The 26,044-nt window shown below is 58.3% G+C and carries 25 protein-coding genes; 12 read left to right on the top strand and 13 right to left on the bottom strand.

Annotated features, from left to right (window positions below; genetic code table 11):
- Nucleotides 1–22 precede the first annotated feature (22 nt).
- Nucleotides 23–2,665, top strand: a complete 2,643-nt coding sequence (gene mprF / locus FHL07_RS04965; RefSeq protein ID WP_095019818.1) for a bifunctional lysylphosphatidylglycerol flippase/synthetase MprF — start codon at nt 23–25, stop codon at nt 2,663–2,665.
- Complete coding sequence (locus FHL07_RS04960) at nt 2,665–3,945, top strand: virulence factor family protein (protein WP_095019817.1); 1,281 nt, start codon at nt 2,665–2,667, stop codon at nt 3,943–3,945. The genes mprF and FHL07_RS04960 overlap by 1 nt, the downstream gene beginning before the upstream one ends.
- A 170-nt stretch (nt 3,946–4,115) precedes the next feature.
- Here FHL07_RS04960 and FHL07_RS04955 read toward each other — a convergent pair whose 3' ends face one another.
- Entirely contained in the window at nt 4,116–6,017 is a 1,902-nt protein-coding gene (locus FHL07_RS04955) for a potassium transporter Kup (protein ID WP_095003028.1), read from the bottom strand.
- 304 nt (nt 6,018–6,321) lie between these two features.
- On the opposite strand from FHL07_RS04955, the gene rimO reads away from it, so the two are divergent.
- The 5 genes from rimO to tsaA all read left to right on the top strand — a co-directional run bounded on the left by rimO (nt 6,322) and on the right by tsaA (nt 10,385).
- Nucleotides 6,322–7,662, top strand: coding sequence for a 30S ribosomal protein S12 methylthiotransferase RimO (gene rimO, locus FHL07_RS04950; protein ID WP_086795996.1), 1,341 nt, complete (start codon nt 6,322–6,324; stop codon nt 7,660–7,662).
- A 104-nt stretch (nt 7,663–7,766) separates the two neighbouring features.
- A complete protein-coding gene (locus FHL07_RS04945) occupies nt 7,767–8,231 on the top strand; it encodes a GNAT family N-acetyltransferase (protein WP_138738164.1) in 465 nt (154 codons plus the stop codon).
- A gap of 71 nt (nt 8,232–8,302) precedes the next feature.
- On the top strand, nt 8,303–9,013 hold the full coding sequence (locus tag FHL07_RS04940; RefSeq protein WP_095003026.1) for an rRNA pseudouridine synthase: 711 nt from the start codon (nt 8,303–8,305) through the stop codon (nt 9,011–9,013).
- A gap of 80 nt (nt 9,014–9,093) precedes the next feature.
- The gene (locus FHL07_RS04935; protein ID WP_095003025.1) at nt 9,094–9,555 is read left to right on the top strand and encodes a DUF1456 family protein; all 462 of its coding nucleotides are present in this window, start codon (nt 9,094–9,096) and stop codon (nt 9,553–9,555) included.
- 134 nt (nt 9,556–9,689) lie between these two features.
- Entirely contained in the window at nt 9,690–10,385 is a 696-nt protein-coding gene (tsaA, locus tag FHL07_RS04930; RefSeq protein ID WP_095019814.1) for a tRNA (N6-threonylcarbamoyladenosine(37)-N6)-methyltransferase TrmO, read from the top strand.
- A gap of 121 nt (nt 10,386–10,506) precedes the next feature.
- Here the strand turns inward: tsaA and fpr are convergent, their stop codons facing one another.
- Nucleotides 10,507–11,286, bottom strand: a complete 780-nt coding sequence (gene fpr / locus FHL07_RS04925; RefSeq protein WP_019827846.1) for a ferredoxin-NADP reductase — start codon at nt 11,284–11,286, stop codon at nt 10,507–10,509.
- Nucleotides 11,287–11,403: 117 nt separating this feature from the next.
- Here fpr and FHL07_RS04920 point away from each other — a divergent pair, with 117 nt between their 5' ends.
- Nucleotides 11,404–12,330, top strand: coding sequence for a LysR family transcriptional regulator (locus FHL07_RS04920; RefSeq protein ID WP_095003023.1), 927 nt, complete (start codon nt 11,404–11,406; stop codon nt 12,328–12,330).
- Here FHL07_RS04920 and FHL07_RS04915 read toward each other — a convergent pair.
- The 3 genes from FHL07_RS04915 to FHL07_RS04905 form a co-directional block, all read right to left on the bottom strand.
- On the bottom strand, nt 12,327–12,689 hold the full coding sequence (locus tag FHL07_RS04915) for a diacylglycerol kinase (protein WP_016779774.1): 363 nt from the start codon (nt 12,687–12,689) through the stop codon (nt 12,327–12,329). The two genes, FHL07_RS04920 and FHL07_RS04915, sit on opposite strands and share 4 nt — an antisense overlap.
- Before the next feature lie 75 nt (nt 12,690–12,764).
- A complete protein-coding gene (gene erdR / locus FHL07_RS04910; RefSeq protein WP_095003022.1) occupies nt 12,765–13,415 on the bottom strand; it encodes a response regulator transcription factor ErdR in 651 nt (216 codons plus the stop codon).
- Nucleotides 13,416–13,718: 303 nt separating this feature from the next.
- Nucleotides 13,719–14,474 carry a tRNA-uridine aminocarboxypropyltransferase gene (locus tag FHL07_RS04905; RefSeq protein WP_095003021.1) on the bottom strand — a complete coding sequence of 252 codons (756 nt, stop codon included), beginning with the start codon at nt 14,472–14,474 and terminating at the stop codon, nt 13,719–13,721.
- Between the two features lie 207 nt (nt 14,475–14,681).
- On the opposite strand from FHL07_RS04905, the gene FHL07_RS04900 reads away from it, so the two are divergent.
- The gene (locus FHL07_RS04900) at nt 14,682–15,092 is read left to right on the top strand and encodes a PA3611 family quorum-sensing-regulated virulence factor (protein ID WP_095003020.1); all 411 of its coding nucleotides are present in this window, start codon (nt 14,682–14,684) and stop codon (nt 15,090–15,092) included.
- A gap of 207 nt (nt 15,093–15,299) precedes the next feature.
- Nucleotides 15,300–16,415, top strand: a complete 1,116-nt coding sequence (locus FHL07_RS04895; protein ID WP_138738163.1) for an LOG family protein — start codon at nt 15,300–15,302, stop codon at nt 16,413–16,415.
- Between the two features lie 167 nt (nt 16,416–16,582).
- Here FHL07_RS04895 and recX read toward each other — a convergent pair whose 3' ends face one another.
- The 5 genes from recX to FHL07_RS04870 form a co-directional block, all read right to left on the bottom strand.
- Nucleotides 16,583–17,050, bottom strand: a complete 468-nt coding sequence (gene recX / locus FHL07_RS04890; RefSeq protein ID WP_095003018.1) for a recombination regulator RecX — start codon at nt 17,048–17,050, stop codon at nt 16,583–16,585.
- Between the two features lie 8 nt (nt 17,051–17,058).
- The gene (recA, locus tag FHL07_RS04885; protein WP_016779767.1) at nt 17,059–18,165 is read right to left on the bottom strand and encodes a recombinase RecA; all 1,107 of its coding nucleotides are present in this window, start codon (nt 18,163–18,165) and stop codon (nt 17,059–17,061) included.
- Nucleotides 18,166–18,248: 83 nt separating this feature from the next.
- Complete coding sequence (locus FHL07_RS04880; protein ID WP_153380587.1) at nt 18,249–18,779, bottom strand: CinA family protein; 531 nt, start codon at nt 18,777–18,779, stop codon at nt 18,249–18,251.
- A 22-nt stretch (nt 18,780–18,801) separates the two neighbouring features.
- Entirely contained in the window at nt 18,802–19,146 is a 345-nt protein-coding gene (locus tag FHL07_RS04875; protein WP_095003016.1) for a phage holin family protein, read from the bottom strand.
- A gap of 280 nt (nt 19,147–19,426) precedes the next feature.
- A complete protein-coding gene (locus tag FHL07_RS04870; protein WP_095019810.1) occupies nt 19,427–20,152 on the bottom strand; it encodes an XRE family transcriptional regulator in 726 nt (241 codons plus the stop codon).
- A gap of 188 nt (nt 20,153–20,340) precedes the next feature.
- On the opposite strand from FHL07_RS04870, the gene mutS reads away from it, so the two are divergent.
- Together mutS and fdxA are read left to right on the top strand one after the other, a co-directional pair.
- The gene (mutS, locus tag FHL07_RS04865) at nt 20,341–22,920 is read left to right on the top strand and encodes a DNA mismatch repair protein MutS (protein WP_095003014.1); all 2,580 of its coding nucleotides are present in this window, start codon (nt 20,341–20,343) and stop codon (nt 22,918–22,920) included.
- Nucleotides 22,921–23,049: 129 nt separating this feature from the next.
- Nucleotides 23,050–23,373, top strand: a complete 324-nt coding sequence (fdxA, locus tag FHL07_RS04860; protein ID WP_016779762.1) for a ferredoxin FdxA — start codon at nt 23,050–23,052, stop codon at nt 23,371–23,373.
- Nucleotides 23,374–23,508: 135 nt separating this feature from the next.
- Here fdxA and FHL07_RS04855 read toward each other — a convergent pair whose 3' ends face one another.
- From FHL07_RS04855 to FHL07_RS04845, 3 genes are all read right to left on the bottom strand, one after another.
- On the bottom strand, nt 23,509–24,138 hold the full coding sequence (locus FHL07_RS04855) for a CoA transferase subunit B (RefSeq protein WP_095019809.1): 630 nt from the start codon (nt 24,136–24,138) through the stop codon (nt 23,509–23,511).
- 2 nt (nt 24,139–24,140) lie between these two features.
- Nucleotides 24,141–24,839: a CoA transferase subunit A gene (locus FHL07_RS04850; RefSeq protein ID WP_095020417.1), complete on the bottom strand. Its 699-nt coding sequence runs from the start codon at nt 24,837–24,839 to the stop codon at nt 24,141–24,143.
- 393 nt (nt 24,840–25,232) lie between these two features.
- The gene (locus FHL07_RS04845) at nt 25,233–25,889 is read right to left on the bottom strand and encodes a TetR family transcriptional regulator (protein ID WP_095003031.1); all 657 of its coding nucleotides are present in this window, start codon (nt 25,887–25,889) and stop codon (nt 25,233–25,235) included.
- Nucleotides 25,890–26,044: the final 155 nt, after the last annotated feature.

The raw sequence follows: 26,044 nt of genomic DNA, 5'->3' as shown, positions 1-26,044 counted from the left end.
CGCACGATCCACGAGGTGATTGATGCCCGATAACTCGCCAGAACCCAAAGAAGCCGTTACAGCAGCCCACCCCATAGCCGCGACCCGTTTGCGCTGGCTGGATTTGCTGAGCAAGTATCGCCAGCCCATTGGGCTCGCGCTCACGCTGCTGTTATTTGCAATAGCACTGATTGCGTGTCGCCATCTGTTAAGCGAACTTGACCTGTACGCCCTGCATGACTCGATCCTCGAAGTTCCCAAGCCCGCCCTCTTCGGTGCCGTGGCTGCGACTGCCGCGGGTTTTATCATCCTGCTCGGTTATGAGTGGTCAGCCAGCCGCTATGCGGGGGTAAAACTGCCACCCAAAACCCTGGCACTGGGCGGCTTTACCGCCTTTGCCATTGGCAATGCCATCGGCCTGTCGCTGCTGTCCGGCGGCTCTGTGCGGTATCGCCTTTATGCCCGGTATGGCGCGGGGGCGTCAGAAGTCGCCCATATGACTCTGTTTGCCAGCCTATCGCTGGGCTGCGCCCTGCCACCGCTGGCGGCACTGGCCACATTGAGCAATTTGCCCGCAGCCTCCGCCGCCCTGCATATCCCGGCCTGGATATTGGGTGCTATCGCTTTTGCGGTGCTGGCCCTGTTTGCCTTGCTGGCAATAGGAATCTACCGCCGACGCCTGCCCGAGCAGCCGATCCCGGACAACCTGCTGGTCAAGGCCGGCCGCCGCACATTGCGCCTGCCAAGTGCGCGCCTGACCTTGCTGCAACTGGTCATTACCGCTCTGGACGTCGCGGCCGCCGCCACGGTGCTCTATCTGCTGTTGCCTGAAGCACCGCCCTTCGGCGCATTTATGCTCGTTTACCTGCTGGCCCTGGCGGCCGGCGTGCTCAGCCACGTCCCCGGCGGTGTCGGGGTGTTTGAGGCAATCTTGCTGGCAGCCTTCGCCGACAAGCTCGGCGCCGCACCATTGGCGGCAGCCCTGCTGCTGTATCGCATGATCTATGTGATTCTGCCGCTGCTGATTGCCTGCCTGATGCTGCTGATGACCGAAGCTCAGCGCCTGATTCACACCCGCCAAAGCCTGCGGGTTGCGTCAGGCCTGGCCGCTCCGGTACTGGCCGTGCTGGTATTCATGTCCGGCGTGGTTTTGCTGTTCTCCGGTGCCACACCGGAAATCGACACGCGCCTCGAACACATCGGTTTTCTGATCCCCCATCGCCTGGTCGACGCTTCGCACTTTGGCGCCAGCCTGATCGGCGTGCTCTGCCTGCTTTTGGCCCAGGGCTTGCGCCGCCGCCTGTCCGCCGCCTGGATGCTGACCACTATCCTGTTGCTGGTCGGCGCCGTGCTGTCCCTGCTGAAAGGCTTCGACTGGGAGGAAGCCACTATCCTGGTTCTCACCGCCAGCCTGCTGGGCCTGTTCCGCCGCTCTTTCTACCGCCCGAGCCGCCTGACCGAACTGCCCTTTTCACCGCTATATCTGGTGGCCAGTGTCTGCGTACTGGGCGCCTCGATCTGGTTGCTGTTGTTCGCCTATCAGGACGTTCCTTATAGCCATCAACTGTGGTGGCAGTTCACCCTTGACTCGGACGCACCACGGGGCCTGCGCTCGCTGCTGGGTGCCGCGGTACTGCTGGTGGTCGTATCCCTGACCTGGTTGCTGCGCACCGCCCGCCCGGTGATCCACCTGCCCGATGCCACCGAACTGGAAAAGGCCGGCAAGATCATCCTTGCCTCCGACCAGCCCGACGGCGGCCTCGCACTGACCGGCGACAAGGCCTTGCTGTTCCACCCCGACGACAACGCCTTCCTGATGTACGCTCGCCGCGGGCGCAGCCTGGTGGCGCTGTACGACCCGATCGGACCGCCCCAGCAACGTGCCGAGTTGATCTGGCAGTTTCGCGACCTGTGCGACACCGTCCATGCCCGCCCCGTGTTCTATCAGGTACGCGCCGAGAACCTGCCGTTCTATATGGACATCGGCCTGACCGCGATCAAGCTCGGTGAAGAAGCCCGGGTCGACTTGCACCGCTTTGATCTCGAAGCCAAGGGCAAAGAGATGAAGGACCTGCGCTACACCTGGAACCGTGGCACCCGTGACGGCCTATCACTGGAAATCCACGAACCGGGTGAGGCACCAATGGATGAGCTCAAGGTCATTTCCGACGCCTGGCTCACCGGCAAGAATGTGCGGGAAAAAGGCTTCTCACTCGGGCGCTTCAGCGAGGACTACATCAAGCACTTTCGCATCGCGATCATTCGCTTTGAAGGCAAGCCGGTGGCCTTTGCCAACCTGCTTGAGACCCACAGCCATGAGCTGTCGAGCCTCGACCTGATGCGTGCCCACCCGGACGCGCCGAAACTGACCATGGAATTCATGATGGTCGGCCTGATTCAGCATTATAAAAAGCATGGATACGCCCGTTTCAGCCTGGGAATGGTACCTCTGTCCGGCCTGCAACCGCGTCGCGGCGCACCCTTGACCCAACGTTTGGGTTCGATGCTGTTCCAGCGCGGCGAGCACCTGTACAACTTCCAGGGTTTGCGTCGCTTTAAAGACAAATTCCAGCCCGACTGGGAACCTCGTTATATGGCCGTACCCGCCGGACTTGATCCGCTGGTGGCACTGGCTGATACCGCCGCCCTGATTGCAGGCGGCTTGACTGGATTGGTGAAACGTTAATGAAACATCGTTCCTGGCGGTTTTTGTTGCTTGCCTTGATAGTTCTGGTCGCCCTGGCAGCAGGCGGCTATTGGTGGTGGAATCGCCCGGCTCCGGAACCGACGATTGAACACCTGGGCCAGAGCGATGGCTCGACCCTGACCAGGGTCACACCCGGACAGAGAGCCCAGGCCCGGGTGGTGATTGCCACTCCGGCCGAAGAAGCCCTAAACGACAAGCAACTCATGGCCCTCAGCCGCGCAGGCAAGGCGCAACTGGTGCAAGTGATCCTGCCCAAGGACGACTGCACCCTGCAACAGCAAGCACTGCAAACCGCGCTACAGCAGCTCAAGGGGCCTGCAACCCTGGTCAGCGGCATAGGCCCTGGGGCCACTCTGGCCTGGCGCTGGCTGGCCGCGCAAACCAACGACAAGGCGCAAGCCGTATCGGTGGGTTTCAAGCTGGAAGAACCCGGCTGCACACTGCCCGTTCCGAAAACTGCCACCCACGGTAACTGGCTGGTGGCCTGGAACGACAACCCTGATGACCCGAGCGCGGCTTTTGTACGCGATCAACCGAATGCGCAGACCAGCATCAGCGACTACGACATTCACTACCCACAAGTCCTGAGCAACGAGCTGCGCAAAATCCTGGTGGGCGATGAAAACGGCGGGCTGAGCATGCCGGTGGTCGAAGTACCTGCCGGCCAGCAAAACAGCACCGTGACCCTGTTCCTCTCCGGTGATGGAGGCTGGCGGGATCTGGACCGTGACGTGGCGGGCGAGATGGCCAAGATCGGCTACCCGGTGGTGGGCATCGACATGCTGCGCTACTACTGGCAGCACAAGACCCCCGAGCAAAGCGCCACCGACCTCACCGAACTGATGCAGCACTACCGGCAAAAATGGGGCACCCAGCGCTTTGTACTGGTGGGCTATTCGTTTGGTGCAGATGTGTTGCCGGCCACCTACAACCGCCTGCCTGAAGCGGAGCAAAAGCGTGTCGACTCGATCATGCTGCTGGCCTTTGCCCGCAGCGGCAGTTTTGAGATCCATGTCGATGGCTGGCTGGGCAAGGCTGGCGCAGAAGCGGATACCGGCGAAGAAATGTCCAAGCTGCCAGCCAGTAAAGTGGTGTGCATCTATGGCGCAGAAGAAGTCGATGAAAGCGGCTGCACTGCCAAGACCGCAGTCGGCGAAAGCCTCAAGCTGCCCGGCGGCCATCACTTCGACGAGAATTACCCGGCCCTCGCCCAGCGCCTGGTGGACCTGATCAAGAAACATCAGGCGACGGCCCAATAAGTCAGCCTTTGTGGGAGCGGGCTTGCCCGCGATAGCAACGACTCGATCTACCAGATACACCGAGCCGCCTGCATCGCGAGCAAGCCCGCTCCCACAGTTACAGGCCCCGGCTTAACCAAAAAAGCCCCGACTCTCGCGAGCCGGGGCTTTTTTATTGCGCCTGGACGGGTTTACATCTCGACCTGCGTCCCCAGCTCAATCACCCGGTTAACCGGCAGCTTGAAGAAGCGCAGGTTGCTGTTGGCATTCTTGAGCATAAAGGCGAACAAGGCTTCACGCCAACGCGCCATACCCACCAGTTTGGAGGTAATCACTGTCTCACGGCTAAGGAAGTAAGTGGTGCGCATCGGGCTGAAATCCAGCTCATCAAGATGGCACAGCTTCAGCGCCTCAGGCACATCCGGTTCATCCATAAAGCCAAAGTGCAGGATCACCCGGAAGAACCCGTCACCATAGGCGTCCACCTCGAACCGTCGCGAAGCGGGCACTCGCGGCGAGTCTTCGTTGACCACCGTCAGCAATACCACCTGCTCGTGCAGCACCTGGTTGTGCAGCAAGTTGTGCAACAGCGCATGAGGCACGGCATCCGGGCGCGCGGTCAGAAACACCGCCGTCCCCTTCACCCGATGCGGCGGCTGTACCCGGATGCTGCTGATAAACAGCGGCAGTGGCAGCGCGCTTTCGTCAAGACGGTCCACCAGTAGTTGCTTGCCGCGGCGCCAGGTGGTCATCAGGACAAACAGCACTATGCCCGCCAGCACCGGAAACGCCCCGCCCTGGAAGATTTTCGGCACGTTGGCAATAAAGAACAGACCGTCCACCAGCAAAAAGCCGATCAACACGGGCACGGCCAGAACAGGTGGCCACTTCCACAACAGCAACATCACTGCCGACACCAGAATACTGGTAATCAGCATGGTCCCTGTGACCGCCACCCCATAAGCCGAAGCCAGGGCACCCGAAGACTCAAAGCCCAGCACCAGCAAAATCACCCCGACCATCAGCGACCAGTTCACCGCGCCAATGTAGATCTGGCCCTGTTCGGCGCTTGAGGTGTGCTGGATATGCATGCGCGGGATATAACCCAGCTGAATTGCCTGATGGGTCAGGGAGAAGGCTCCGGAAATCACGGCCTGGGAGGCAATCACCGTCGCCAGCGTGGCCAGCCCGACCAAAGGAATCAACGCCCAGGCCGGCGCCAGCAGATAGAACGGGTTGCGCGCCGCCTCAGGATTTTCCAGCAGCAAGGCGCCCTGGCCAAAGTAGTTGAGCACCAGCGCCGGCAACACCAGGATGAACCAGGCCCGGGCAATCGGCTTGCGACCAAAGTGGCCCATATCGGCATACAGTGCCTCGGCGCCGGTCAGCGCCAGCACCACGGCACCCAGAATGGCAACGCCCATGCCCGGGTGAGAAACAAAGAACCGCACGCCCCATAGCGGGTTCAGCGCATTGAGCACTTCAGGGTGCTGAACGATACCGTGGATCCCCAGGCCGCCCAGCACCACAAACCACACCACCATGACCGGCCCGAACAGCTTGCCGATACTGGCCGTGCCATGGCGCTGAATCAAAAACAGCAGCACCAGCACAATCAAGGCCAGCGGCACGACCCAATGCTCCAGGCCGTCGAATGCCAGCTCAAGCCCTTCTACGGCGGATAGCACCGAGATCGCCGGGGTAATCATGCTGTCGCCGTAAAACAGTGCCGCACCGATCAACCCCAGGATCACCAGCACCGAACGCAACTTCGGATAAGGCGACGCCGCACGCCTGGCCAGTGCGGTCAGGGCCATGATGCCACCCTCCCCTTCGTTGTCGGCGCGCAGGATAAACAGCACGTACTTGATCGAGACCACCCAGATCAGCGACCAAAGAATCAGCGCCAAAATACCGAAGACACCGTCATGGTTGACCTGCACACCATAGCCGCCGGAAAACACCTCTTTGAGGGTGTACAACGGGCTGGTACCGATATCGCCGTACACCACTCCGACCGCTGCAACCAGCATCCCGATAGGCTTGGCCTTCGAGTGACCGTCTTCTGCCGCCTGACTGCTTGCCTGCCCCATCAACCACTCCTACGACCATTGACCGCGTTTCTTAATGGCTTGCGCTACATTTGATCAGCAGCATGCGCTGATTTCCCGAGTGTTAGCTACGGCTCCTGCCTACAAAATCACGTTAGTTAAAAACCCTGCTTTCGCAACGGCGCGCAGCATAGCGCAGCACTCGTCGCAAATCCCCGTATAACGCTGGTCAAGTGCGTTGACCATAGCTAAAATTGCGCACTTTTTTTGATCAGAGGCGCAATAAGCGCCCGTTCGTCGTGCAGCCTTTACGGGCATGTAACGTCACTACATACCGAGGTTCGCCATGTCCACCGTTACCACCAAGCCAGCCAACCCAAAGGTTGGCTTTGTTTCCCTGGGTTGCCCGAAAGCACTGGTCGACTCCGAGCGCATCCTTACGCAACTGCGCATGGAAGGCTATGACGTCGTCTCAACCTATCAGGACGCCGACGTCGTGGTGGTCAACACCTGCGGCTTTATCGACAGCGCCAAGGCCGAATCCCTGGAAGTGATCGGCGAAGCCATCAAGGAAAACGGCAAGGTCATCGTGACCGGCTGCATGGGTGTCGAAGAAGGCAATATCCGCGACGTGCACCCAAGCGTACTGGCCGTGACCGGCCCGCAGCAGTACGAGCAGGTAGTCAACGCCGTGCACCAGGTGGTGCCGCCGCGCCAGGATCACAACCCGCTGATCGACCTGGTGCCGCCACAGGGCATCAAGCTGACGCCACGTCACTACGCCTACTTGAAGATTTCCGAAGGCTGCAACCACAGCTGCAGCTTCTGCATCATCCCGTCGATGCGCGGCAAGCTGGTCAGCCGCCCGGTGGGTGACGTGCTCGACGAAGCCCAGCGCCTGGTCAAGGCCGGCGTCAAAGAGCTGCTGGTGATTTCCCAAGACACCAGCGCCTACGGCGTTGACGTCAAATACCGCACCGGCTTCTGGAACGGTGCTCCGGTCAAGACGCGCATGACCGAGCTGTGCGAAGCCTTGAGCTCTCTGGGCGTATGGGTGCGTCTGCACTACGTTTACCCGTACCCGCACGTTGACGAACTGATCCCGCTGATGGCCGCCGGCAAAATCCTGCCGTATCTGGACATCCCGTTCCAGCACGCCAGCCCGAAAGTGCTCAAGGCCATGAAACGCCCGGCGTTTGAAGACAAGACCCTGGCCCGGATCAAGAACTGGCGTGAAATCTGCCCGGAACTGATCATCCGTTCGACCTTTATCGTCGGCTTCCCGGGTGAAACCGAAGAAGACTTCCAGTACCTGCTCGACTGGCTGACCGAAGCTCAACTGGATCGCGTAGGTTGCTTCCAGTACTCGCCGGTAGAAGGCGCACCTGCCAACCTGCTGGACGCGGCCATCGTGCCGGATGACGTCAAACAGGATCGCTGGGATCGCTTTATGGCCCATCAACAGGCCATCAGCGCAGCACGCCTGCAGATGAAGATCGGCAAGGAAATCGAAGTCCTGATCGATGAAGTCGACGAGCAAGGCGCTGTAGGCCGCTGCTTCTTCGATGCCCCGGAAATCGACGGCAACGTATTTATTGCGACCGAAAAAGATATCAAGCCGGGTGACAAGATCATGTGCCGCGTCACCGACGCCGACGAATATGACCTGTGGGCTGAAGTGATCTAATTCGCGACTGCCTCGTAAAAAGCCCTGCCGCTCTCGCGCCAGGGCTTTTTTTACGGCTATCGTAAACCCATTGCCTTCCACACCTGTGTCAGGAGACACGCTCGATGCAACAACAATGGGTCATTCATACCCCACGTCTTAAGGACTTCGCCGAACTAACCGACGTATGGGAAGCATCTGTTCGTGCCACCCATGATTTTTTACCTGACAGCTATATTCAACTTCTGCGCGGCCTGGTCAAAGACCAATATCTGGACGCCGTCATGCTGATCTGCTGCAAGGACCCGCTCAGCAAACGCATTACCGGCTTTGCCGGAGTCGCGGCCGGCAAGGTTGAAATGCTGTTTGTTCACCCGGATTACCGGGGGCAAGGCATCGGCAAGTGCCTGTTAATGTTCGCCATCAATGAACTGAATGCCGAACGCCTCGACGTCAATGAGCAAAACTCGCAAGCCATCGGCTTTTACCTCAAACAGGGGTTTGAGGTGATCGGGCGCTGCGAAAAAGACGGCATGGGCCAGCCCTATCCCCTGCTGCACCTGCGGTATAAACGCCCAGCACGTGCATAAGGCAAATGTTGCCGGGCTTAACCGGCGCCAGGCGGGTACAATAGCTGCCCAATTCCTTTACGGCCCCTGTCATGTCTGAACCGATACGTCTCTCCAAACGCCTCATCGAACTCGTCGGCTGCTCCCGCCGTGAGGCCGAACTGTTCATTGAAGGTGGCTGGGTCACGGTAGATGGCGAAGTCATCGACGAGCCACAGTTCAAGGTCGACAACCAGAAAGTCGAGCTGGACCCTGAAGCCAAGGCCACCGCGCCCGAGCCTGTGACCATTTTGCTCAACGCCCCGGCGGGCCTGGATACCGACAGCGCCATGGCGTTGATCGGCCCGGACACCCTGAGCGAAGAACACCGCTTCGGCAAGCGCCCGCTCAAGGGCCACTTCCTGCGCCTGAGCGTTGGCAATGAGCTGCAAGCCAACGCCAGCGGCCTGCTGGTGTTTACCCAGGACTGGAAGATCGTGCGCAAGCTGACGGCCGATGCCAGCAAGATCGAGCAGGAATACGTGGTCGAGGTCTCTGGCGAAATGGCCCCCCACGGTCTGAACCGTCTCAACCACGGCATGACTTACAAGGGTCGCGAGCTGCCTGCGGTCAAGGCCAGCTGGCAGAGTGAAAACCGCCTGCGTTTTGCGATGAAAAATCCGCAACCAGGTGTGATTGCCCTGTTCTGCCAGGCGGTAGGCCTGACCGTGATTTCCATGCGCCGGATTCGTATCGGCGGCGTGTCGATGGGCAAGTTGCCCGTAGGCCAATGGCGCTATATGAGCGCCAAAGAAAAGTTCTAACGACTTACAGCCCTACCCCGAACATTTCGACACCGCAGCAATGCCTGCGGTGTTCACTGCTGAATATCAGGATTACCCAAATGATTCATAACGACGTACTGCGCAGCGTGCGCTACATGCTCGACATCAGCGACAACAAGGTTGTCGAAATCATCAAGCTTGGTGGCCTGGAAGTTACCAAGGAAGATGTACTGACCTACCTGAAAAAAGACGAAGAAGAAGGTTTTGTACGTTGCCCTGACGACGTGATGGCGCACTTCCTGGATGGCCTGGTGATCTTCAAGCGCGGCAAGGACGAAAGCCGTGCGCCAATGCCGGTCGAGCTGCCGGTGACCAACAACATCATTCTGAAAAAACTGCGTGTGGCCTTCGAACTGAAGGAAGATGACATGCACGCCATCCTCAAGGCTGCGGGCTTCCCGGTGTCCAAGCCCGAGCTGAGCGCCCTGTTCCGCAAGTTCGGCCACACCAACTACCGCACCTGTGGCGACCAGTTGCTACGCAACTTCCTCAAGGGCCTGACCCTGCGCGTTCGCGACTGAAAACACACCTCCTGTGGGAGCGGGCTTGCTCGCGATAGCAGCACCGCAGTGATTCAGATTGACCGAGCCGTCTGAATCGCGAGCAAGCCCGCTCCCACAAGAGCCTGTTCTGACCCACCAGCCCGATATCTCCCATGCCCTACACCGTCTCCCCCATCGGCTTTGTGCGCTCCTGCTTCAAGGAGAAGTTCGCCATCCCGCGCCAGCCACAACTGGCACCGGCCGCCCGTGGCGTGCTGGAACTGGTCGCACCCTTTGACCAGGGCGATGCGGTGCAGGGCCTGGAACAGGTCAGCCATGTCTGGTTGCTGTTTGTGTTTCATCAGGCACTTGAAGACAAGCCTCGCCTCAAGGTGCGCCCGCCACGCCTGGGCGGCAACAAGTCGATGGGCGTGTTTGCCACCCGCGCCACCCATCGCCCGAACGGCATCGGCCAGTCAGTGGTCAAGCTGGACAAGGTAGAAGCCAATCGCCTGTGGATTTCCGGCATCGACCTGCTCGACGGCACGCCGATTCTGGATATCAAACCCTATGTGCCCTACGCCGATATCATCAGCGATGCCAGCAATGGCATGGCCAGCGCCGCACCGGTATTGATCCCCGTGCAATGGGCCGACAGCGCCCTGCAACAGGCCCACAGGGAAGCCCTGCGCCTTCAGGAGCCGCTGGTGGAGCTGATCGAGCAATGCCTGGCGCAAGATCCACGCCCTGCTTACCAGACGCCCACAGCCGAACGAGAATACGGCGCGCAGTTCTGGGATCTGGATGTACGCTGGCATTACCCCGAGCCTGGTTTGATCCGTGTGCTTGAGGTGATTCCCAAGCCGTGACCTGAAACGCAATGTGGGAGCGGGCTTGCTCGCGATTACGGCCTGTCAGTCACCCATGCGGTGGCTGGCACTCCACAATCGCGGGCAAGCCCGCTCCCACATCTGTATCGATCTGCGTTTGTTACTTCTCGACGAAAGCACGCTCGATCAGGTAATCACCCGGCTCACGCATGCGTGGCGAAACTTTCAGGCCGAAGCTGTTAAGCACTTCGCTGGTCTCGTCGAGCATGCTCGGGCTGCCGCACAACATGGCACGGTCGTCCTGCGGGTTGATCGGCGGCAGACCGATATCGCTGAACAGCTTGCCGCTGCGCATCAGGTCGGTCAGGCGGCCTTCATTCTCGAATGGCTCGCGGGTCACGGTCGGGTAGTAGATCAGCTTTTCACGCAGCGCTTCGCCGAAGAATTCGTTCTGCGGCAGGTGCTCGGTAATGAATTCGCGGTAAGCGACTTCATTGACGTAACGCACACCGTGGCACAGGATCACTTTTTCGAAACGCTCGTAGGTTTCCGGATCCTGGATAACGCTCATAAAGGGCGCCAGACCGGTGCCGGTGCTGAGCAGGTACAGATGCTTGCCCGGCTTCAAGTCGTCCAGCACCAGCGTCCCCGTAGGTTTTTTGCTGATGATAATCTCGTCGCCTTCCTTCAAGTGCTGCAACTGGGAGGTCAGCGGGCCATCAGGCACCTTGATGCTGAAGAACTCCAGATGCTCTTCCCAGTTCGGGCTGGCAATCGAGTAGGCACGCATAAGCGGACGGCCATTGGGCTGTTGCAGGCCGATCATCACGAACTGACCGTTCTCGAAGCGCAAGCCCGGGTCACGGGTACACTTGAAGCTGAACAGGGTGTCGTTCCAGTGATGAACACTGAGGACACGTTCGTGGTTCATGTTGCTCATGTACGGGGCTCCTAAATTCGCCTGCGCTGACTATGGGCGCGATTGCACAGCATTCTAATGGCGGCGACAATATCTGTTAACTGAATTATCAAGATAAGGGTTATCGGTTATATCGATATGCGATTTACTCTCAGACAACTCCAGGTTTTCGTCGCCGTCGCCCAACAAGAGAGCGTGTCTCGCGCTGCCGGCTTGTTGGCCCTTTCACAATCTGCTGCCAGTACCTCGATCACCGAACTGGAGCGCCAGACCAGCTGCCAGCTGTTCGACCGTGCCGGCAAGCGCTTGAGTCTCAACGCACTGGGCCGGCAATTGCTGCCACAGGCTGTCGCATTACTGGATCAGGCCAAGGAGATCGAAGACCTGCTTAATGGCAAGTCCGGTTTTGGCTCATTGACCGTCGGCGCGACACTGACCATCGGCAACTATCTGGCCACCCTGCTGATCGGCAGCTTTATGCAGGCGCACCCGGAAAGTCAGGTCAAGCTGGTGGTGCAGAACACGGCTCATATCGTGCAACAAGTCGCCCACTACGAAATTGATCTGGGTCTGATCGAAGGCGATTGCGCCCACCCGGATATTGAAGTGCAGAGCTGGGTCGAGGATGAACTGGTGGTGTTTTGCGCCCCGCAGCATCCACTGGCGGCTCGTGGCCGCGCCACACTTGACGAGCTGACCCGTGAAGCCTGGATTTTGCGCGAACAAGGCTCGGGAACTCGCCTGACGTTCGACCAGGCCATGCGCCATCATCAAACGTCGCTCAATATTCGCCTGGAACTGGAACACACCGAAGCGATCAAGCGCGCCGTTGAGTCGGGGCTGGGCATTGGCTGCATTTCACGCCTGGCGTTGCGTGACGCTTTCAGGCGCGGCAGCCTGGTGGCAGTGGAAACGCCTGAACTGGATCTGGCCCGGCAGTTCTTCTTTATCTGGCACAAAAAGAAGTATCAGACATCCGCCATGCGCGAATTTCTGGAGCTGTGCCGCGCCTTCACCGCCGGGGTTCAGCGCAGCGACGAGATCGTATTGCCGACTATTGCTTAAAGCAGAATCACTGCCCACACCACGGCAATCATGGTCAGCACCACAAACTGGGCAGCGCTGCCCATGTCCTTGGCGTTTTTCGACAAGGGGTGAAGGTCGAGGGAGATTCGGTCAACCACCGCTTCAATGGCCGAGTTCAACAACTCGACAATCAATGCCAGCAGGCACACAGCGATCAGCAATGCGCGCTCTACGCGGCTCACATTTAGCAAGAAGCTCAGCGGGATCAGGATCACGTTGAGCAGCACCAACTGCCGAAAAGCCGCCTCGCCCGTAAAGGCTGCGCGCAAACCGTCCAGCGAGTAACCGCCAGCATTCAAAATCCGTTTAAAACCGGTTTTACCCTTGAAAGGCGACATAGATAGGCAACTGCACAAAAAATGAGAGGGGAACGCTAGTTCACGCTTCGTCAAAAAAGCGTGAAGATTCGCAGATTAATGACTCGAAATTGATTCAAGTTGCTGCAAGAGTAGCGCGGCCTGGGTGCGAGTGCGAACCCCCAGCTTGCGGAAAATCGCCGTAACATGGGCCTTGATGGTTGCCTCGGAAACGCTTAGCTCATAAGCGATCTGCTTGTTCAGCAAACCTTCGCAGACCATGGTCAGCACGCGGAACTGCTGGGGCGTCAGGCTGGCCAGCCCTTCGCTGGCCGCTTTGGCCTCGGCCGAGACCTGAACATCCTCAAACGCCTGGGGCGGCCATGACACATCACCATCCAGTACGGCACGTACGGCCTTCTGGATGTCTTCCAGCGAACTGGATTTCGGAATAAAGCCGCTGGCTCCGAACTCGCGGGAACGCACCATGATCGAGGCTTCTTCCTGGGCCGACACCATCACCACCGGAATTTGCGGGTATTGGCCACGCAACAACACCAGGCCGGAGAAACCGTAAGCACCCGGCATGTTCAAATCGAGCAGTACCAGATCCCAATCTGCCTTTACCGCCAGCTGTGCTTCAAGCTCGGCAATACTGGCGACCTCTACCAGGCGAACATCAGAGCCCAGACCCAGGCTCACGGCCTGGTGCAGGGCACTGCGAAACAGTGGATGGTCGTCGGCAATCAGGATTTCGTATGTGGCCATTATTTAAATGATCCCGTTTTTCAGGCGAGCACTGATCAATTCCAGCACTCGCTAAGGCAACTCGAGCAAAAGCTCAAAGACTGTGCGTCAAAGGGCGCGATTTACGCGAAACGTCGGCAAATATAAGTGTTTTGACAGCTGCGATAGCCGAATCGGCGCCAAGCATGCCCAGCGAAACAAGGGTGGTCAAGCTGAAAACCTGACACCCGGGTCCACGTAGAACCCCTTAGAGCGCCATCATCGAAAAACCCGCCATGCTGCGCGCTTACATCTGTTGGAAAATTGTAGCGCTACTTCTTTAGTCTATTGAGCCCGATTCTGGGGAAGGTCTTTTACAAAAACGCCCAGTTCCTGGTGCGCTGCGCTGGACTCATTGATCGGCAACTGGTTCTTGGCATCCAGATAATGCTGACTGAAGACATCGAAGTAGGCATCCAGCGCACTTGAGGCCTGGGAGTCACCGGCAAGTTCAAGACACAGGCTGGCAACTTCCGCGGTACACAGATGCTCGCTGCGGGTAGAGCGGCGCAAGCGGTAACGCGAAAGCCGCTCAGGCAGCAGGCTCAAAATCGGCAAGGTGTCGAAGTACGGGCTTTTGCGGAAAATCTTGCGTGCTTCGGTCCAGGTGGCATCCAGCAGAATAAACAACGGGCGCTTGCTGCTGTCCAGATCCACCGTGTGCGTTACCCGCTCAGGCGCGACGTACTCGCCGGGAAACACCAGATACGGTTGCCATTGTGGATCGGCCAGCAACGCCAGCAAGGCTTCGTCGGTTTCAGTGCGTGACCAGATAAAGGCAAAATTGTCTTTGACCACATCTGCGATCAACCAGCCGGTATTGCTGGGCTTGAACACTTCCTTTTTAGTCATGACCAGACACACCCCCGAACGTGTCTCGACCCGGGGTCGCCAGCTGCACAGGCAGTGGCTTTCGATCACACGGCAGGTATGGCAACGCGGAGCCCGCGAGCCGCGGGCCAGGTAGGGCTTGGTGCTCTCCTCTTCACGCTCGTCTCGTAAACGGGCTACAGCATTCGGGGAAAAGGTCGTCAGGGTCATGATTTTTACTTTAAAGGCGCCAAGCGTCCATTCGCCAGAATTGGCGCATAAACGGATTCACAATAGAAAGGAGCCAAGTTTACCAGAGGCGCGATTCCATGACCTTTGGCATTTCCTGCATGGCTATGCTGACCTATACTCCCGCGCCACTGAACGCACAGATATATGGCCTGTCCAAGTCTGCGTCACTGAAATCAGGAGAGATTCATGCTGCGCCATATCATTCCGACCGTCGCTCTAATGCTTGCACTGCCTCTGGCCGCACACGCAGCCTCTCTGAAGGATTTTGAGCTGAACAAAACCTTGCTCAAGGTTGCAGAGAAAAGTAATGAAGGCAAACCGCGAGCAATCAATGCAGACCTGCTGGATAAAGGCTTTACGGTAGACGGCACTGTGCTGATCAACAACCTGGAAGCCAGCCCGACACTGGCCGCCCAGATGCGCTCCAACCCAGAAGAGACCGTGCCGCAACTGGGTCGCAGCGTGTGCAGCAATGCAGGTTTCCGTACCCTGATGGCTCAAGGCGCCACGCTGCGCTACAGCTTCAGGGAGTACAAAACCAACAGCCCGGTCCTGATCCAGGATTTCCGCGCTGAAAACTGTCAGCGCAAAAAGTAAATCCCCCGCCACGCCGTACCCCGTACGGCGTATGACCCCGCTCTGCAGCCCTGCCTCCTTCCGCTAAACTTCATGTATGTCAGGCAATTAGCTATTGCCAGTCAAGACATCTCAGGACCATCATCGAAGCATCATTGTGACACTCAGTGTCTCAGCGCCTGCTCAGGTTGCGGCGTTTTCAAGGATGTTGCGTAGAAGGAGAAATACATGCCTGATCAATCCAATGACTCCCTGACGCTGTTTTTCCAGGAGCAGGGTCTTGAGCTTGCACAAGAAGTGGACGAGCAACTGCAGCGGGTTGCACCCGACAGCCCTAACCGGGCGCTTTACCGCGAGATGCTGCTGACCGTATTGCGCATGGCCCATGACGACCTTGATCGCTGGAATGCCAAGATCACCCTGCAAGCCATTCGCGAACTGGAAAAAACCTTTCGCACCCTGGAGCAGTTCAAGGGCCGTCGCAAAGTCACGGTCTTCGGCTCGGCCAGAACCCCGGTAGAACACCCGCTCTATGCCCTGGCACGGGAAATGGGCAGCGTGCTGGCCAAGTCCGACATGATGGTCATTACCGGCGGCGGCGCTGGCATCATGGCTGCCGCCCATGAAGGTGCAGGCCTGGCTCACAGTTTGGGGTTCAATATCACCCTGCCGTTCGAGCAACGGGCCAACCCCACCATCAATGGCACGCCCAATGTTCTGGCGTTTCAATTTTTCTTTACCCGCAAACTGTTTTTCACCAAGGAAGCAGATGCTCTGGTGATGTGCCCGGGCGGTTTTGGCACGCTGGATGAAGTGCTGGAAGTAGTGACCCTGATGCAAACGGGTAAAACCCCGTTGGTGCCGGTAGTTTTACTGGATGTGCCGGGGGGCAAGTTCTGGCAGGGGGCGCTGGACTTTATTCACAACCAGCTGGAAGCCAACCAGTACATCCTGCCCAACGATTTGAAGTTGATGCGCCTGGTGCATAGCGCCGAAGAGGCCCTTGCTGAAATCAACCAGTTCTACAGCAACTTCCATTCAAGCCGCTGGTTGAACAAAACTTTTGTGATCCGCATGAAGCGGCCGGTCAGTGTGCAGGCACTCAAGGAGATACAGCAGGCGTTTGCCGATATCTGCCTGAGTGATGGCTTCCATCAAGAGCAATACTGCCACTTTGAACATGACGACCCAAAACTCAACCACCTGACCTGCCTGGGCTTTGCGTTTAGCGGGCGCAATCAGGGACGGCTGCGCGAACTGGTCGACTTTATCAACCTGCCGCAAAACTGGGCTGCAACTGATAATGCGCCTACGGCGCAGATGCACGAGTCGCTGGCTGATTAAGCCGGAATTGGTAAGTGGGCTGGTACTGTGGGAGCGGGCTTGCTCGCGATGCAGGCGGCACGATCTGGCAGGCAAACCGCATTGCTGCCTTCGCAGGCAAGCTTGCTCCCACAGGTTTTGTGGCGCCCACTGAATCCGAACCTTACAGGGTACGAGCGCAAACAGCGTCAGTCATCAAACTCCCGGCCGCTTAACAGGCGGCCGATCATTTCCAGCGGGTAACCGCGGTAACTCAAAAAGCGCCCCTGGCGGGCACGCTCTTTTGCATCCGCAGGCAACTGACCGGAAAACTTGCGGCGCCAGGTCTCTTCCAGTCGCTCTTGCCAGTCGAAACCGCATTCTCGCAACGCCTCCTCTATATCTCCACGCACCAGCCCACGCTGGCCAAGCTCTTCACGAATTCGCAAAGGGCCATAACCGGAACCGGCACGGTAGTTGATATAGCTTTCAAGGTAACGAGACTCGGACAACAGCCCCTCTTCCGTCAAACGGTCAAGGGCAGCGTCGATCATGTCGGGGCAAGCGCCGCGCTGACGCAACTTGCGCGTCAGCTCGACTCGACCGTGCTCGCGTCGCGCGAGCAGGTCCATTGCAGTCCGTCGCACCGCGACGGGGGTATCCAGGACGGCAATCATGGCAGTGATCAGTTATCGCCGTCGGTGGCGTTTTCCATTTCTTCGGCTTCAGCCAGCGCTGCAGCTTCTTTGGCAGCCTTGCTCATTTTTGGCATGACTTTCAGCTCTGCCAGTTCGGCATCGGTTTTTGGCCCGAGCAACTTCTCACGCAGCTGCTTCTCCAGCGCATCCTTGATGTCCGGGTTATCGTCCAGGAACTTGGCGGAGTTGGCCTTGCCCTGACCGATTTTGCTGCCGTTGTAGCTGTACCAGGCGCCAGCTTTTTCAACAAAGCCATGCAGTACGCCCAGGTCAATCATTTCACCGTTCAGGTAGATACCCTTGCCGTACAGGATCTGGAATTCAGCCTGACGGAACGGTGGTGCCACCTTGTTCTTGACCACTTTCACGCGGGTTTCGCTACCCACCACCACATCACCTTCTTTTACGGCGCCGGTGCGGCGGATATCCAGACGTACCGAAGCGTAGAACTTCAGTGCGTTACCACCGGTGGTGGTTTCAGGGCTGCCGAACATCACGCCGATTTTCATGCGGATCTGGTTAATGAAGATAACCAGGCAGTTGGCGTTCTTGATGTTACCGGTGATTTTACGCAGCGCTTGCGACATCAGACGGGCTTGCAGGCCAACGTGGGTATCGCCCATGTCGCCTTCGATTTCAGCTTTTGGCGTCAGTGCAGCAACGGAGTCGATGATGATCACGTCAACCGCATTGGAACGCACCAGCATATCGGTGATTTCCAGTGCCTGTTCGCCGGTGTCAGGCTGTGAAACCAGCAGGTCATCAACGTTTACGCCCAGTTTGGCAGCGTACTCAGGATCAAGGGCGTGCTCGGCATCGACGAAGGCGCAGGTAGCACCGGCCTTTTGCGCCTGGGCAATCACGGACAGGGTCAGTGTGGTTTTACCCGACGACTCAGGGCCGTAGATTTCAACAATACGGCCTTTTGGCAGACCGCCAATGCCCAGTGCGATGTCCAGACCCAGGGAGCCGGTGGAGATCGCCGGGACTGCCTGACGCTCCTGGTCGCCCATCAGCATCACGGCACCCTTGCCGAATTGACGTTCGATCTGACCCAGGGCCGCAGCCAAGGCTTTCTTCTTGTTGTCGTCCATTAAAGTCCTCTCGTAATCAATAAGGCCCGACGGCCGATAACTGTATAAGTAGCCAGTATTATTCCACAGGGTTAGAGGATCGCCTACCCCTGATTTTTTATTTCTCGTACCGTTCGGCGTATTAAACCTTCCAGAGCGGCAATCACGGTTTGCTGGCGCACCTCATCGCGATTGCCTGCAAAGTGCCTGCGCTCGCTGGATACCTCGTCGCCGGCGCCCCACGCCAGCCACACGGTGCCGACCGGCTTCTCGGGCGAACCGCCCCCCGGCCCGGCCACACCACTGACCGCCACGGCAAATCGCGCCCCGCTTTGGGCCTGCGCACCCTGCACCATCGCCTCGACCACCTCGCGGCTGACGGCCCCCACCCGGGTGAATAAAGGCTCGGGAACCTCCAGTTGCCGGGTCTTTTGCTGGTTGGAGTAGGTCACAAACCCTGCCTCAAACCACGCGGAGCTGCCGGCAATACGGGTGATGGCCTCGGCAATGCCGCCACCGGTGCAGGACTCGGCGGTTGTCACCTGGGCATTGAGAGCCTTTAACAGCAGCCCGAGTTCAGACGCAAGTTGAGATATTTGATCCACTGTCCTCTCCTGATGGCGGGTCTGCGCCATAACCTACACCAAAAAGCGCCTGTTACGGCTCGATCCGCGAGTCACCGGGCGCAGCGTCTACCCCGAGCCGCTTCGCGGCCCAGCGCTGGTACAGGCTGATTGCCGCATCTGCACCGGCCAGTGCGGTCAGGCAACCCAGGGCCCCTGCGGCCAGAATCGACATCCCGGCCGAGTACAGCAGCATAAAGGTCGAGACACCGCACACCACGCACGCGCCCGAACGCAACGCCAGGCGCCGCATCAGTGGCCATCCGCTGGTGCCGTCCTTGTCTGCCCGCCACATCTCGCCAAAAACGCCGCCTACCAAGGCAAGGAGGATGACCAGTAAAACCGGCATTTCCAGTAAGACTTGCGGTTCATTCATCATGTGATCACTCCTGTGTCCTTATTGATAAGCGCCAATTTCCGGTCTGGCTGAAACGTCATACCCCTGCCTGAGATCCATCGTTGGCCGCAATGGAATAAAGACTATGCATGTATGGATATACAGTCAATGCACCAGTGCATATATTTATTCGGACAATTTCAACAAGTCGGCCAAGACCTGCAAATACGGTGAGAATTGTCTGTTGGTTGGGTGAAAATACTGCTCGCGAAAGCTGATTCGCGAGCAGGCTCGCTCCCACAGGGTGTTCCAAGACTTATGGTTAGCGGGCGTACATGCCCCACCAGAACACATGACCAAGAATGACCAGTTGTTCATCCTCGAGATCGTTGTAGGCGTAGTCCTCATCCGGGAACTCGTCGCGATTGAAACTGCGCAAACGAATACCGCCCGCCAGGCGATACACCTGTTTCACCCGCAACTGGCCATTGTGATTGACCGCATACAGGTCGCCATCAACCACTTCGTCAAGGGTACGTTTGCCCGCATTGACTCCCACCGTTGCGCCATCGCGCAGGACTGGCAGCATGCTGTCGCCGCGTACGGTCACGCACTTGGCCTGATCGAACTCCACGCCGTTATGGCGCAGGCTGCGCTTGCCGAAACGCAACCTGGCGCGTTCGCTCTCCTCAATGGCAAAGCGCCCTGAGCCAGCGGCCAGTTCAACCTGACGCAAAAATGGAATGGACACTTCATCGTCCGCCACCGGGGTGTCGTCATCCCACAGGCAAATATCACGCAACTCTGGGTGACGTAGCTCGATTTCAGGCACACGCACATCCTCCCGGCCGCGCAAGCGATCGGTGCTGATGTGGAAATACTCGGCGATTTTGGAGATATGCCTGTCGGAAGGATCGGCAATTTTGCCGCTCAATATTCGCGACAACGTAGGTTGCGGTACTCCCGTACTGCGGTGAAGCGCCATCGCGCTGATACCGTGCCGGGCCAGCAGCTCTTTAAGGACGGTTGAAACAGTTCGTTTTGACATGGCGGCAATAGTGCTGGCCGTGTTTATTGATGGCAAATGCTATTTCTTCTATTTATAGCAGCCAGTCAGCGCGCCCGGTGCGCACCTGTAGATGCAAGGGGCTGACATGTTAACCTTGCGCCCATTGCGAAAACCTCAGGCCACGGCCTGCCTTTCCCCCACTTCTGAACGAATCCGCCTAAGTCCTGATGAGTAAAAATACTTCCGACCTGTCCAGCCATACCCCGATGATGCAGCAGTACTGGCGCCTGAAGAACCAGCACCCTGACCAGCTGATGTTTTATCGCATGGGCGATTTCTACGAAATCTTCTACGAAGACGCGAAGAAAGCCGCCAAATTGCTGGACATCACCCTCACGGCACGTGGCCAGTCTGCCGGGCAGGCGATTCCGATGTGCGGGATCCCTTACCATGCGGCCGAAGGTTACCTGGCCAAGCTGGTCAAGCTGGGGGAGTCGGTAGTGATCTGCGAGCAGGTCGGCGACCCGGCCACCAGCAAAGGCCCGGTTGAGCGTCAGGTCGTACGCATCATCACCCCGGGCACCGTCAGTGACGAGGCGCTGATGGATGAGCGCCGCGACAACCTGATTGCCGCGGTGCTGGGCGATGAGCGTCTGTTTGGCCTCGCCGTGCTGGATATCACCAGTGGCAACTTCTCGGTGCTGGAGATCAAGGGCTGGGAAAACCTGCTGGCAGAGCTTGAGCGCATCAACCCGGTTGAGCTGATGATCCCGGATGACTGGCCACAAGGCCTGCCAGCGGAAAAACGTCGTGGCGTTCGTCGCCGTGCGCCGTGGGACTTTGAGCGTGACTCGGCCCTGAAAAGCCTGTGCCAGCAGTTCTCAACCCAGGATCTAAAAGGCTTTGGCTGCGAAAACCTGACCCTGGCCATCGGCGCTGCAGGCTGCCTGCTCAGCTATGCCAAGGAAACCCAGCGCACGGCCCTGCCCCACTTGCGCAGCCTGCGCCATGAGCGCCTGGACGACACCGTGGTGCTCGATGGTGCCAGCCGCCGCAACCTGGAGCTGGACACCAACCTGGCCGGCGGTCGCGACAATACCCTGCAATCGGTGGTCGACCGTTGCCAGACCTCGATGGGCAGCCGCTTGCTGACCCGCTGGTTGAACCGTCCGTTGCGCGATTTGAGCGTGCTGCTGGCGCGCCAGTCTTCAATTACCTGCCTGCTCGATGGCTATCGCTTTGAAAAGCTGCAGCCACAGCTCAAGGAAATCGGTGACCTGGAGCGGATCCTGGCCCGTATCGGCCTGCGCAACGCGCGCCCCCGCGACCTGGCCCGCCTGCGTGATGCCTTGAACGCGCTGCCGGAACTGCAAGACGCCATGCTCGGCCTCGAAGCGCCGCACTTGCAGCAACTGGCCACGATCACCAGCACCTACCCCGAACTGGGCGCACTGCTGGAAAAAGCCATCAATGACAACCCACCCGCGGTGATCCGCGATGGCGGCGTGCTTAAAACCGGCTATGACGCCGAGCTGGACGAGTTGCAGGCACTGAGCGAAAACGCCGGCCAGTTCCTGATTGACCTGGAAGCCCGGGAAAAAGCCCGCACCGGCCTGTCTAACCTCAAGGTCGGTTACAACCGGGTCCACGGCTACTTTATCGAGCTGCCAAGCAAACAGGCCGAACAGGCTCCGGCCGATTACATCCGCCGCCAGACGCTCAAAGGCGCCGAACGTTTTATTACCCCGGAGCTGAAAGCCTTCGAAGACAAGGCCCTGTCGGCCAAGAGCCGTGCCCTGGCTCGTGAGAAAATGCTCTATGAGGCATTGCTCGAAGAGATGATCGGCCACCTCGCACCGCTGCAGGACACCGCCGCCGCCCTGGCCGAGCTGGATGTGCTGAGCAACCTGGCCGAGCGTGCGCTGAACCTGGACCTGAACTGCCCGCGCTTTGTTGAAGAGCCGTGCATGCGCATCAGCCAGGGTCGCCACCCGGTGGTCGAGCAAGTGCTGACTACGCCGTTTGTGGCCAACGACCTGGGGCTGGATGACAACACCCGCATGCTGGTGATTACCGGTCCTAACATGGGCGGTAAATCGACTTATATGCGCCAGACTGCATTGATCGTATTGCTGGCCCATATCGGCAGTTTTGTGCCAGCAGCCAGTTGCGAGCTGTCGCTGGTTGACCGGATTTTTACCCGGATCGGTTCCAGTGATGACCTGGCAGGTGGCCGTTCGACCTTTATGGTCGAGATGAGCGAAACCGCCAATATTTTGCACAACGCCACCGAACGCAGCCTGGTGCTGATGGACGAAGTGGGTCGTGGCACCAGTACCTTTGACGGCCTGTCCCTGGCCTGGGCTGCAGCAGAACGTCTGGCCCAGTTGCGCGCCTACACCTTGTTTGCCACGCACTACTTCGAACTGACGGTACTGCCCGAAAGTGAACCGCTGGTCGCCAACGTGCATTTGAGCGCAACCGAGCACAATGAACGTATCGTGTTCCTGCACCATGTTCTGCCGGGCCCGGCCAGCCAGAGTTATGGCCTGGCCGTGGCGCAACTGGCGGGGGTACCGAGTGAAGTCATCAGCCGTGCCCGCGAGCATTTGAGCCGCCTGGAGACCACCAGCCTGCCCCATGAAGTGCCACTTGCGAAGCCTGGCAAAAAGCCTGCGCCACAACAAAGCGACCTGTTTGCCAGCCTGCCGCACCCGGTGCTGGATGACCTTTCCAGGGCCGATCTGGACAACATGACGCCACGTAAAGCGCTCGATTTGCTCTACACATTAAAGACACGCCTTTAAAAGCTGCTAGAATCGCGCGCGGTTCGGGATGCTACTGACCTTTTAGCCTGGTCTTTAGATATCACTCCCGAACCCGGCGAACCCGTTCTGGAAGGGCTTCGCTGCCGCCGCCTGAGGAGAGAATTAGAAATGACCTTCGTCGTCACCGACAACTGCATCAAGTGCAAGTACACCGACTGCGTAGAAGTCTGTCCGGTGGACTGCTTTTACGAAGGCCCGAACTTCCTGGTGATTCACCCGGATGAGTGCATTGACTGCGCGCTTTGTGAGCCTGAATGCCCTGCACAGGCGATCTTCTCTGAAGATGAAGTGCCTGCCGGCATGGAGAATTTCATTCAGTTGAACGTCGAGCTGGCTGAAATCTGGCCAAATATCACTGAACGCAAAGACCCTCTGCCGGACGCGGCCGAGTGGGATGGCAAACCAGGCAAGATCGTCGACCTGGAACGCTGATTCACGTTTAAGCAAAAAGCCCCTTTTGGGGCTTTTTGCGTATTTGACCCGGCGAAAACACTTTAAAACTAGAAGGCAGCCGTCTGCGTAGCAGCAGCCTCGTTCCTACGGCACTTGCTACCAGAGGCTTGGCTCCTAACCGTTGATTGCGCAGCCCGTGGCCTCTTGAAGCTGCTCGCGGGTGACTCCCGGCGCCAGTTCCACCAGCTTGAGTCCTTGCCCGGTCACATCCAGCACGGCCAGGTCGGTGATAATCCGGTCGACCACGGCCACGCCCGTCAGCGGCAGATCACACTGTTTAAGCAGTTTATGGGTGCCGCCCTTGGCCGTGTGCTCCATCAGCACGACAACGCGCTTGACCCCGGCTACCAGATCCATCGCCCCGCCCATGCCCTTGACCATCTTGCCGGGGATCATCCAGTTGGCCAGGTCGCCCTTCTCGGACACCTGCATCGCCCCCAGAATCGACAAGTTGATATGACCGCCACGAATCATCGCGAACGAATCGGCACTGTTGAAGAAGCTGCTCCCCGGCAAAGTCGTGATGGTTTGCTTGCCGGCGTTGATCAGGTCGGCATCGACCTCATCGTCAGTCGGAAACGGACCAATGCCCAGCAGGCCATTTTCGCTTTGCAACCACACATCCATACCTTCAGGAATGTAGTTCGCCACCAGGGTGGGCAAACCGATACCCAGGTTGACGTAGAAACCGTCCTGCAGTTCTTGGGCGGCACGATGCGCCATTTCTTCACGAGTCCAGGCCATGGTCAGGCGCTCCGCACAGTGCGATGTTCAATACGTTTTTCCGGCGCAGCGTTGAGCACCAGCCGTTGTACGTAAATCCCGGGCAAATGCACCTGATCGGGCTCGATCTCGCCAACCTCGACAATCTCTTCCACTTCCACCACACACACCTTGGCCGCCATGGCCGCCAAAGGGTTGAAGTTGCGTGCCGTTTTATTGAATAGCAGGTTGCCAGAGGTATCGGCCTTCCAGGCCTTGACCAGGGCTACATCGGCGCGCAGTGAACGCTCCATGACATACCACTCGCCATCGAACTCCCGGGTTTCCTTGCCTTCAGCTACCAGCGTGCCGTAGCCAGTCTTGGTAAAGAACGCCGGGATACCCGCCCCGCCCGCCCGCAGCTTTTCCGCAAGGGTACCTTGCGGGGTGAACTCAAGCTCCAGCTCGCCCGCCAGGTACTGGCGCTCGAACTCTTTGTTCTCGCCAACATAGGAAGAAATCATTTTGCGAATCTGGCGCGTTTCCAGCAGTTGCCCCAGACCAAATCCGTCAACCCCGGCGTTATTGCTGATCACCGTCAGCTCGCGCTTGCCGGTATCGCGCAAAGCCGCGATCAGCGCTTCGGGGATACCGCACAAGCCAAAACCGCCTACAGCCAGGGTCATGCCGTCTTCGACCAGGCCTTGCAAAGCGGATTCAGCACTCGAGTAAATCTTGTTCACTTGTTATTCCTCGAATTGTCCACGACACACCACACCGTCGCAGTCTGTTTGCTTCAGTCGGGAGAGGAAAACAGCCTGGCAGTTGCCCGCTCCCCCGTTGCTGGCAGCTCTGGCCTGAGGCCAAAGCGTTGCTCAAGTGTAGGGGAAGCCAAGGCAGGAAGGGTTGATTGGAAAAAATAACCGAGAAAGATGCCGCCGTTCAGTAATCCTTAATCCGCAATCGCTTAGGATTAATTACATCTGGCTGTGGGACGTTTAACTAAACGATAACAATTTAGCTACAAAATACTTAGCTCGCTAACTTTAAACCCGCGGGCCAGACGTATATAAATGCCATCTGCCATCAAATGGCCCAAAGGGCAAAATCTTCACTCGCCTTATTGCTTGAGCCTACTAGACTCCCTCTCGGATATTGCCGGAGTTTCTTAAAGCTGGGCTTGTGCGCAGCATGTCCAGCCCCGTATCGACCCAGGATTGCGCGTGTGTGTACAGGTCAAAGCTGTCGGGAACCAGCAGCCATTGTCCGAGTATTCCGTCGATATAGGCATGCAGGCAGATGGCAGCACGGCGAACATCCAGATTTTCAGGGAGCTGTTGACGATGAATGGCATTGCTCAGGGCCAGCTCGATCCTGCTGTTGCAATCGAGCATCGCCATCTGGCGTTGAGCCCGTAAATCACACATTTCGTCAGTGAATTCGCACTTATGGAACAAAATTTCATTGATACGCCGAGTTTTTGGGTCAATGGCAACCTGGCGAAACAAGTGAATCAGCAATTGGCGCATGCAGCCAAGCGGGTCGACTTCGTTCTCGCTTTCGCTTGCCCTGGCCATTTCATCCAGAGGCTCATTCAAGCTGTCGAGCATGGCTTGAACCAACTCGGCCTTGTTGCTGAAGTGCCAGTAAATGGCACCACGGGTGACACCCGCCAGTGTGGCGATATCAGCCAGCGTCGTGCGGGCAACCCCGCGCTCATAGAAGGCCTGTTCGGCCGCTTCGAGGATTTTGCTCCGGGTCTCAAGAGCTTCTTCTTTGGTACGACGCACCATGGCAATAAAAACCTCAATCAGAAGGATCCGGGCCTCTACGGTCACTTGCCCGGACCAACATCGGGTGGCGCTTGTTATGCCTTATCCCGGTCTACTACACGCATGAAAAATGGCGCTGTAAGGCTTGGCGAGACAGCGTCCCACTATTTACAAAC

Source organism: Pseudomonas sp. FSL W7-0098, from assembly GCF_005930585.1.
In the GTDB taxonomy this organism is placed as follows: domain Bacteria; phylum Pseudomonadota; class Gammaproteobacteria; order Pseudomonadales; family Pseudomonadaceae; genus Aquipseudomonas; species Aquipseudomonas bubulae.
The sequence above is the reverse complement of the archived record's forward strand: the minus strand, read 5'-3'. Positions and strand labels throughout refer to the sequence as shown.

What these genes read in the sequence shown, in the direction of transcription:
- mprF (WP_095019818.1), top strand. Translation starts at nt 23, where the DNA reads ATGCCCGATAACTCGCCAGAACCCAAAGAAGCCGTTACAGCAGCCCAC.
- FHL07_RS04935 (WP_095003025.1), top strand. Translation starts at nt 9,094, where the DNA reads ATGATTCATAACGACGTACTGCGCAGCGTGCGCTACATGCTCGACATC.
- FHL07_RS04895 (WP_138738163.1), top strand. Translation starts at nt 15,300, where the DNA reads ATGCCTGATCAATCCAATGACTCCCTGACGCTGTTTTTCCAGGAGCAG.
- recA (WP_016779767.1), bottom strand. Translation starts at nt 18,165, where the DNA reads ATGGACGACAACAAGAAGAAAGCCTTGGCTGCGGCCCTGGGTCAGATC.
- fdxA (WP_016779762.1), top strand. Translation starts at nt 23,050, where the DNA reads ATGACCTTCGTCGTCACCGACAACTGCATCAAGTGCAAGTACACCGAC.
- FHL07_RS04900 (WP_095003020.1), top strand. Translation starts at nt 14,682, where the DNA reads ATGCTGCGCCATATCATTCCGACCGTCGCTCTAATGCTTGCACTGCCT.
- FHL07_RS04955 (WP_095003028.1), bottom strand. Translation starts at nt 6,017, where the DNA reads ATGGGGCAGGCAAGCAGTCAGGCGGCAGAAGACGGTCACTCGAAGGCC.
- mutS (WP_095003014.1), top strand. Translation starts at nt 20,341, where the DNA reads ATGAGTAAAAATACTTCCGACCTGTCCAGCCATACCCCGATGATGCAG.
- recX (WP_095003018.1), bottom strand. Translation starts at nt 17,050, where the DNA reads ATGATTGCCGTCCTGGATACCCCCGTCGCGGTGCGACGGACTGCAATG.
- FHL07_RS04920 (WP_095003023.1), top strand. Translation starts at nt 11,404, where the DNA reads ATGCGATTTACTCTCAGACAACTCCAGGTTTTCGTCGCCGTCGCCCAA.
- FHL07_RS04905 (WP_095003021.1), bottom strand. Translation starts at nt 14,474, where the DNA reads ATGACCCTGACGACCTTTTCCCCGAATGCTGTAGCCCGTTTACGAGAC.
- FHL07_RS04945 (WP_138738164.1), top strand. Translation starts at nt 7,767, where the DNA reads ATGCAACAACAATGGGTCATTCATACCCCACGTCTTAAGGACTTCGCC.
- rimO (WP_086795996.1), top strand. Translation starts at nt 6,322, where the DNA reads ATGTCCACCGTTACCACCAAGCCAGCCAACCCAAAGGTTGGCTTTGTT.
- FHL07_RS04960 (WP_095019817.1), top strand. Translation starts at nt 2,665, where the DNA reads ATGAAACATCGTTCCTGGCGGTTTTTGTTGCTTGCCTTGATAGTTCTG.
- tsaA (WP_095019814.1), top strand. Translation starts at nt 9,690, where the DNA reads ATGCCCTACACCGTCTCCCCCATCGGCTTTGTGCGCTCCTGCTTCAAG.
- FHL07_RS04845 (WP_095003031.1), bottom strand. Translation starts at nt 25,889, where the DNA reads ATGGTGCGTCGTACCAAAGAAGAAGCTCTTGAGACCCGGAGCAAAATC.
- FHL07_RS04880 (WP_153380587.1), bottom strand. Translation starts at nt 18,779, where the DNA reads ATGGCGCAGACCCGCCATCAGGAGAGGACAGTGGATCAAATATCTCAA.
- FHL07_RS04875 (WP_095003016.1), bottom strand. Translation starts at nt 19,146, where the DNA reads ATGATGAATGAACCGCAAGTCTTACTGGAAATGCCGGTTTTACTGGTC.
- erdR (WP_095003022.1), bottom strand. Translation starts at nt 13,415, where the DNA reads ATGGCCACATACGAAATCCTGATTGCCGACGACCATCCACTGTTTCGC.
- FHL07_RS04940 (WP_095003026.1), top strand. Translation starts at nt 8,303, where the DNA reads ATGTCTGAACCGATACGTCTCTCCAAACGCCTCATCGAACTCGTCGGC.
- FHL07_RS04855 (WP_095019809.1), bottom strand. Translation starts at nt 24,138, where the DNA reads ATGGCCTGGACTCGTGAAGAAATGGCGCATCGTGCCGCCCAAGAACTG.
- FHL07_RS04870 (WP_095019810.1), bottom strand. Translation starts at nt 20,152, where the DNA reads ATGTCAAAACGAACTGTTTCAACCGTCCTTAAAGAGCTGCTGGCCCGG.
- FHL07_RS04915 (WP_016779774.1), bottom strand. Translation starts at nt 12,689, where the DNA reads ATGTCGCCTTTCAAGGGTAAAACCGGTTTTAAACGGATTTTGAATGCT.
- fpr (WP_019827846.1), bottom strand. Translation starts at nt 11,286, where the DNA reads ATGAGCAACATGAACCACGAACGTGTCCTCAGTGTTCATCACTGGAAC.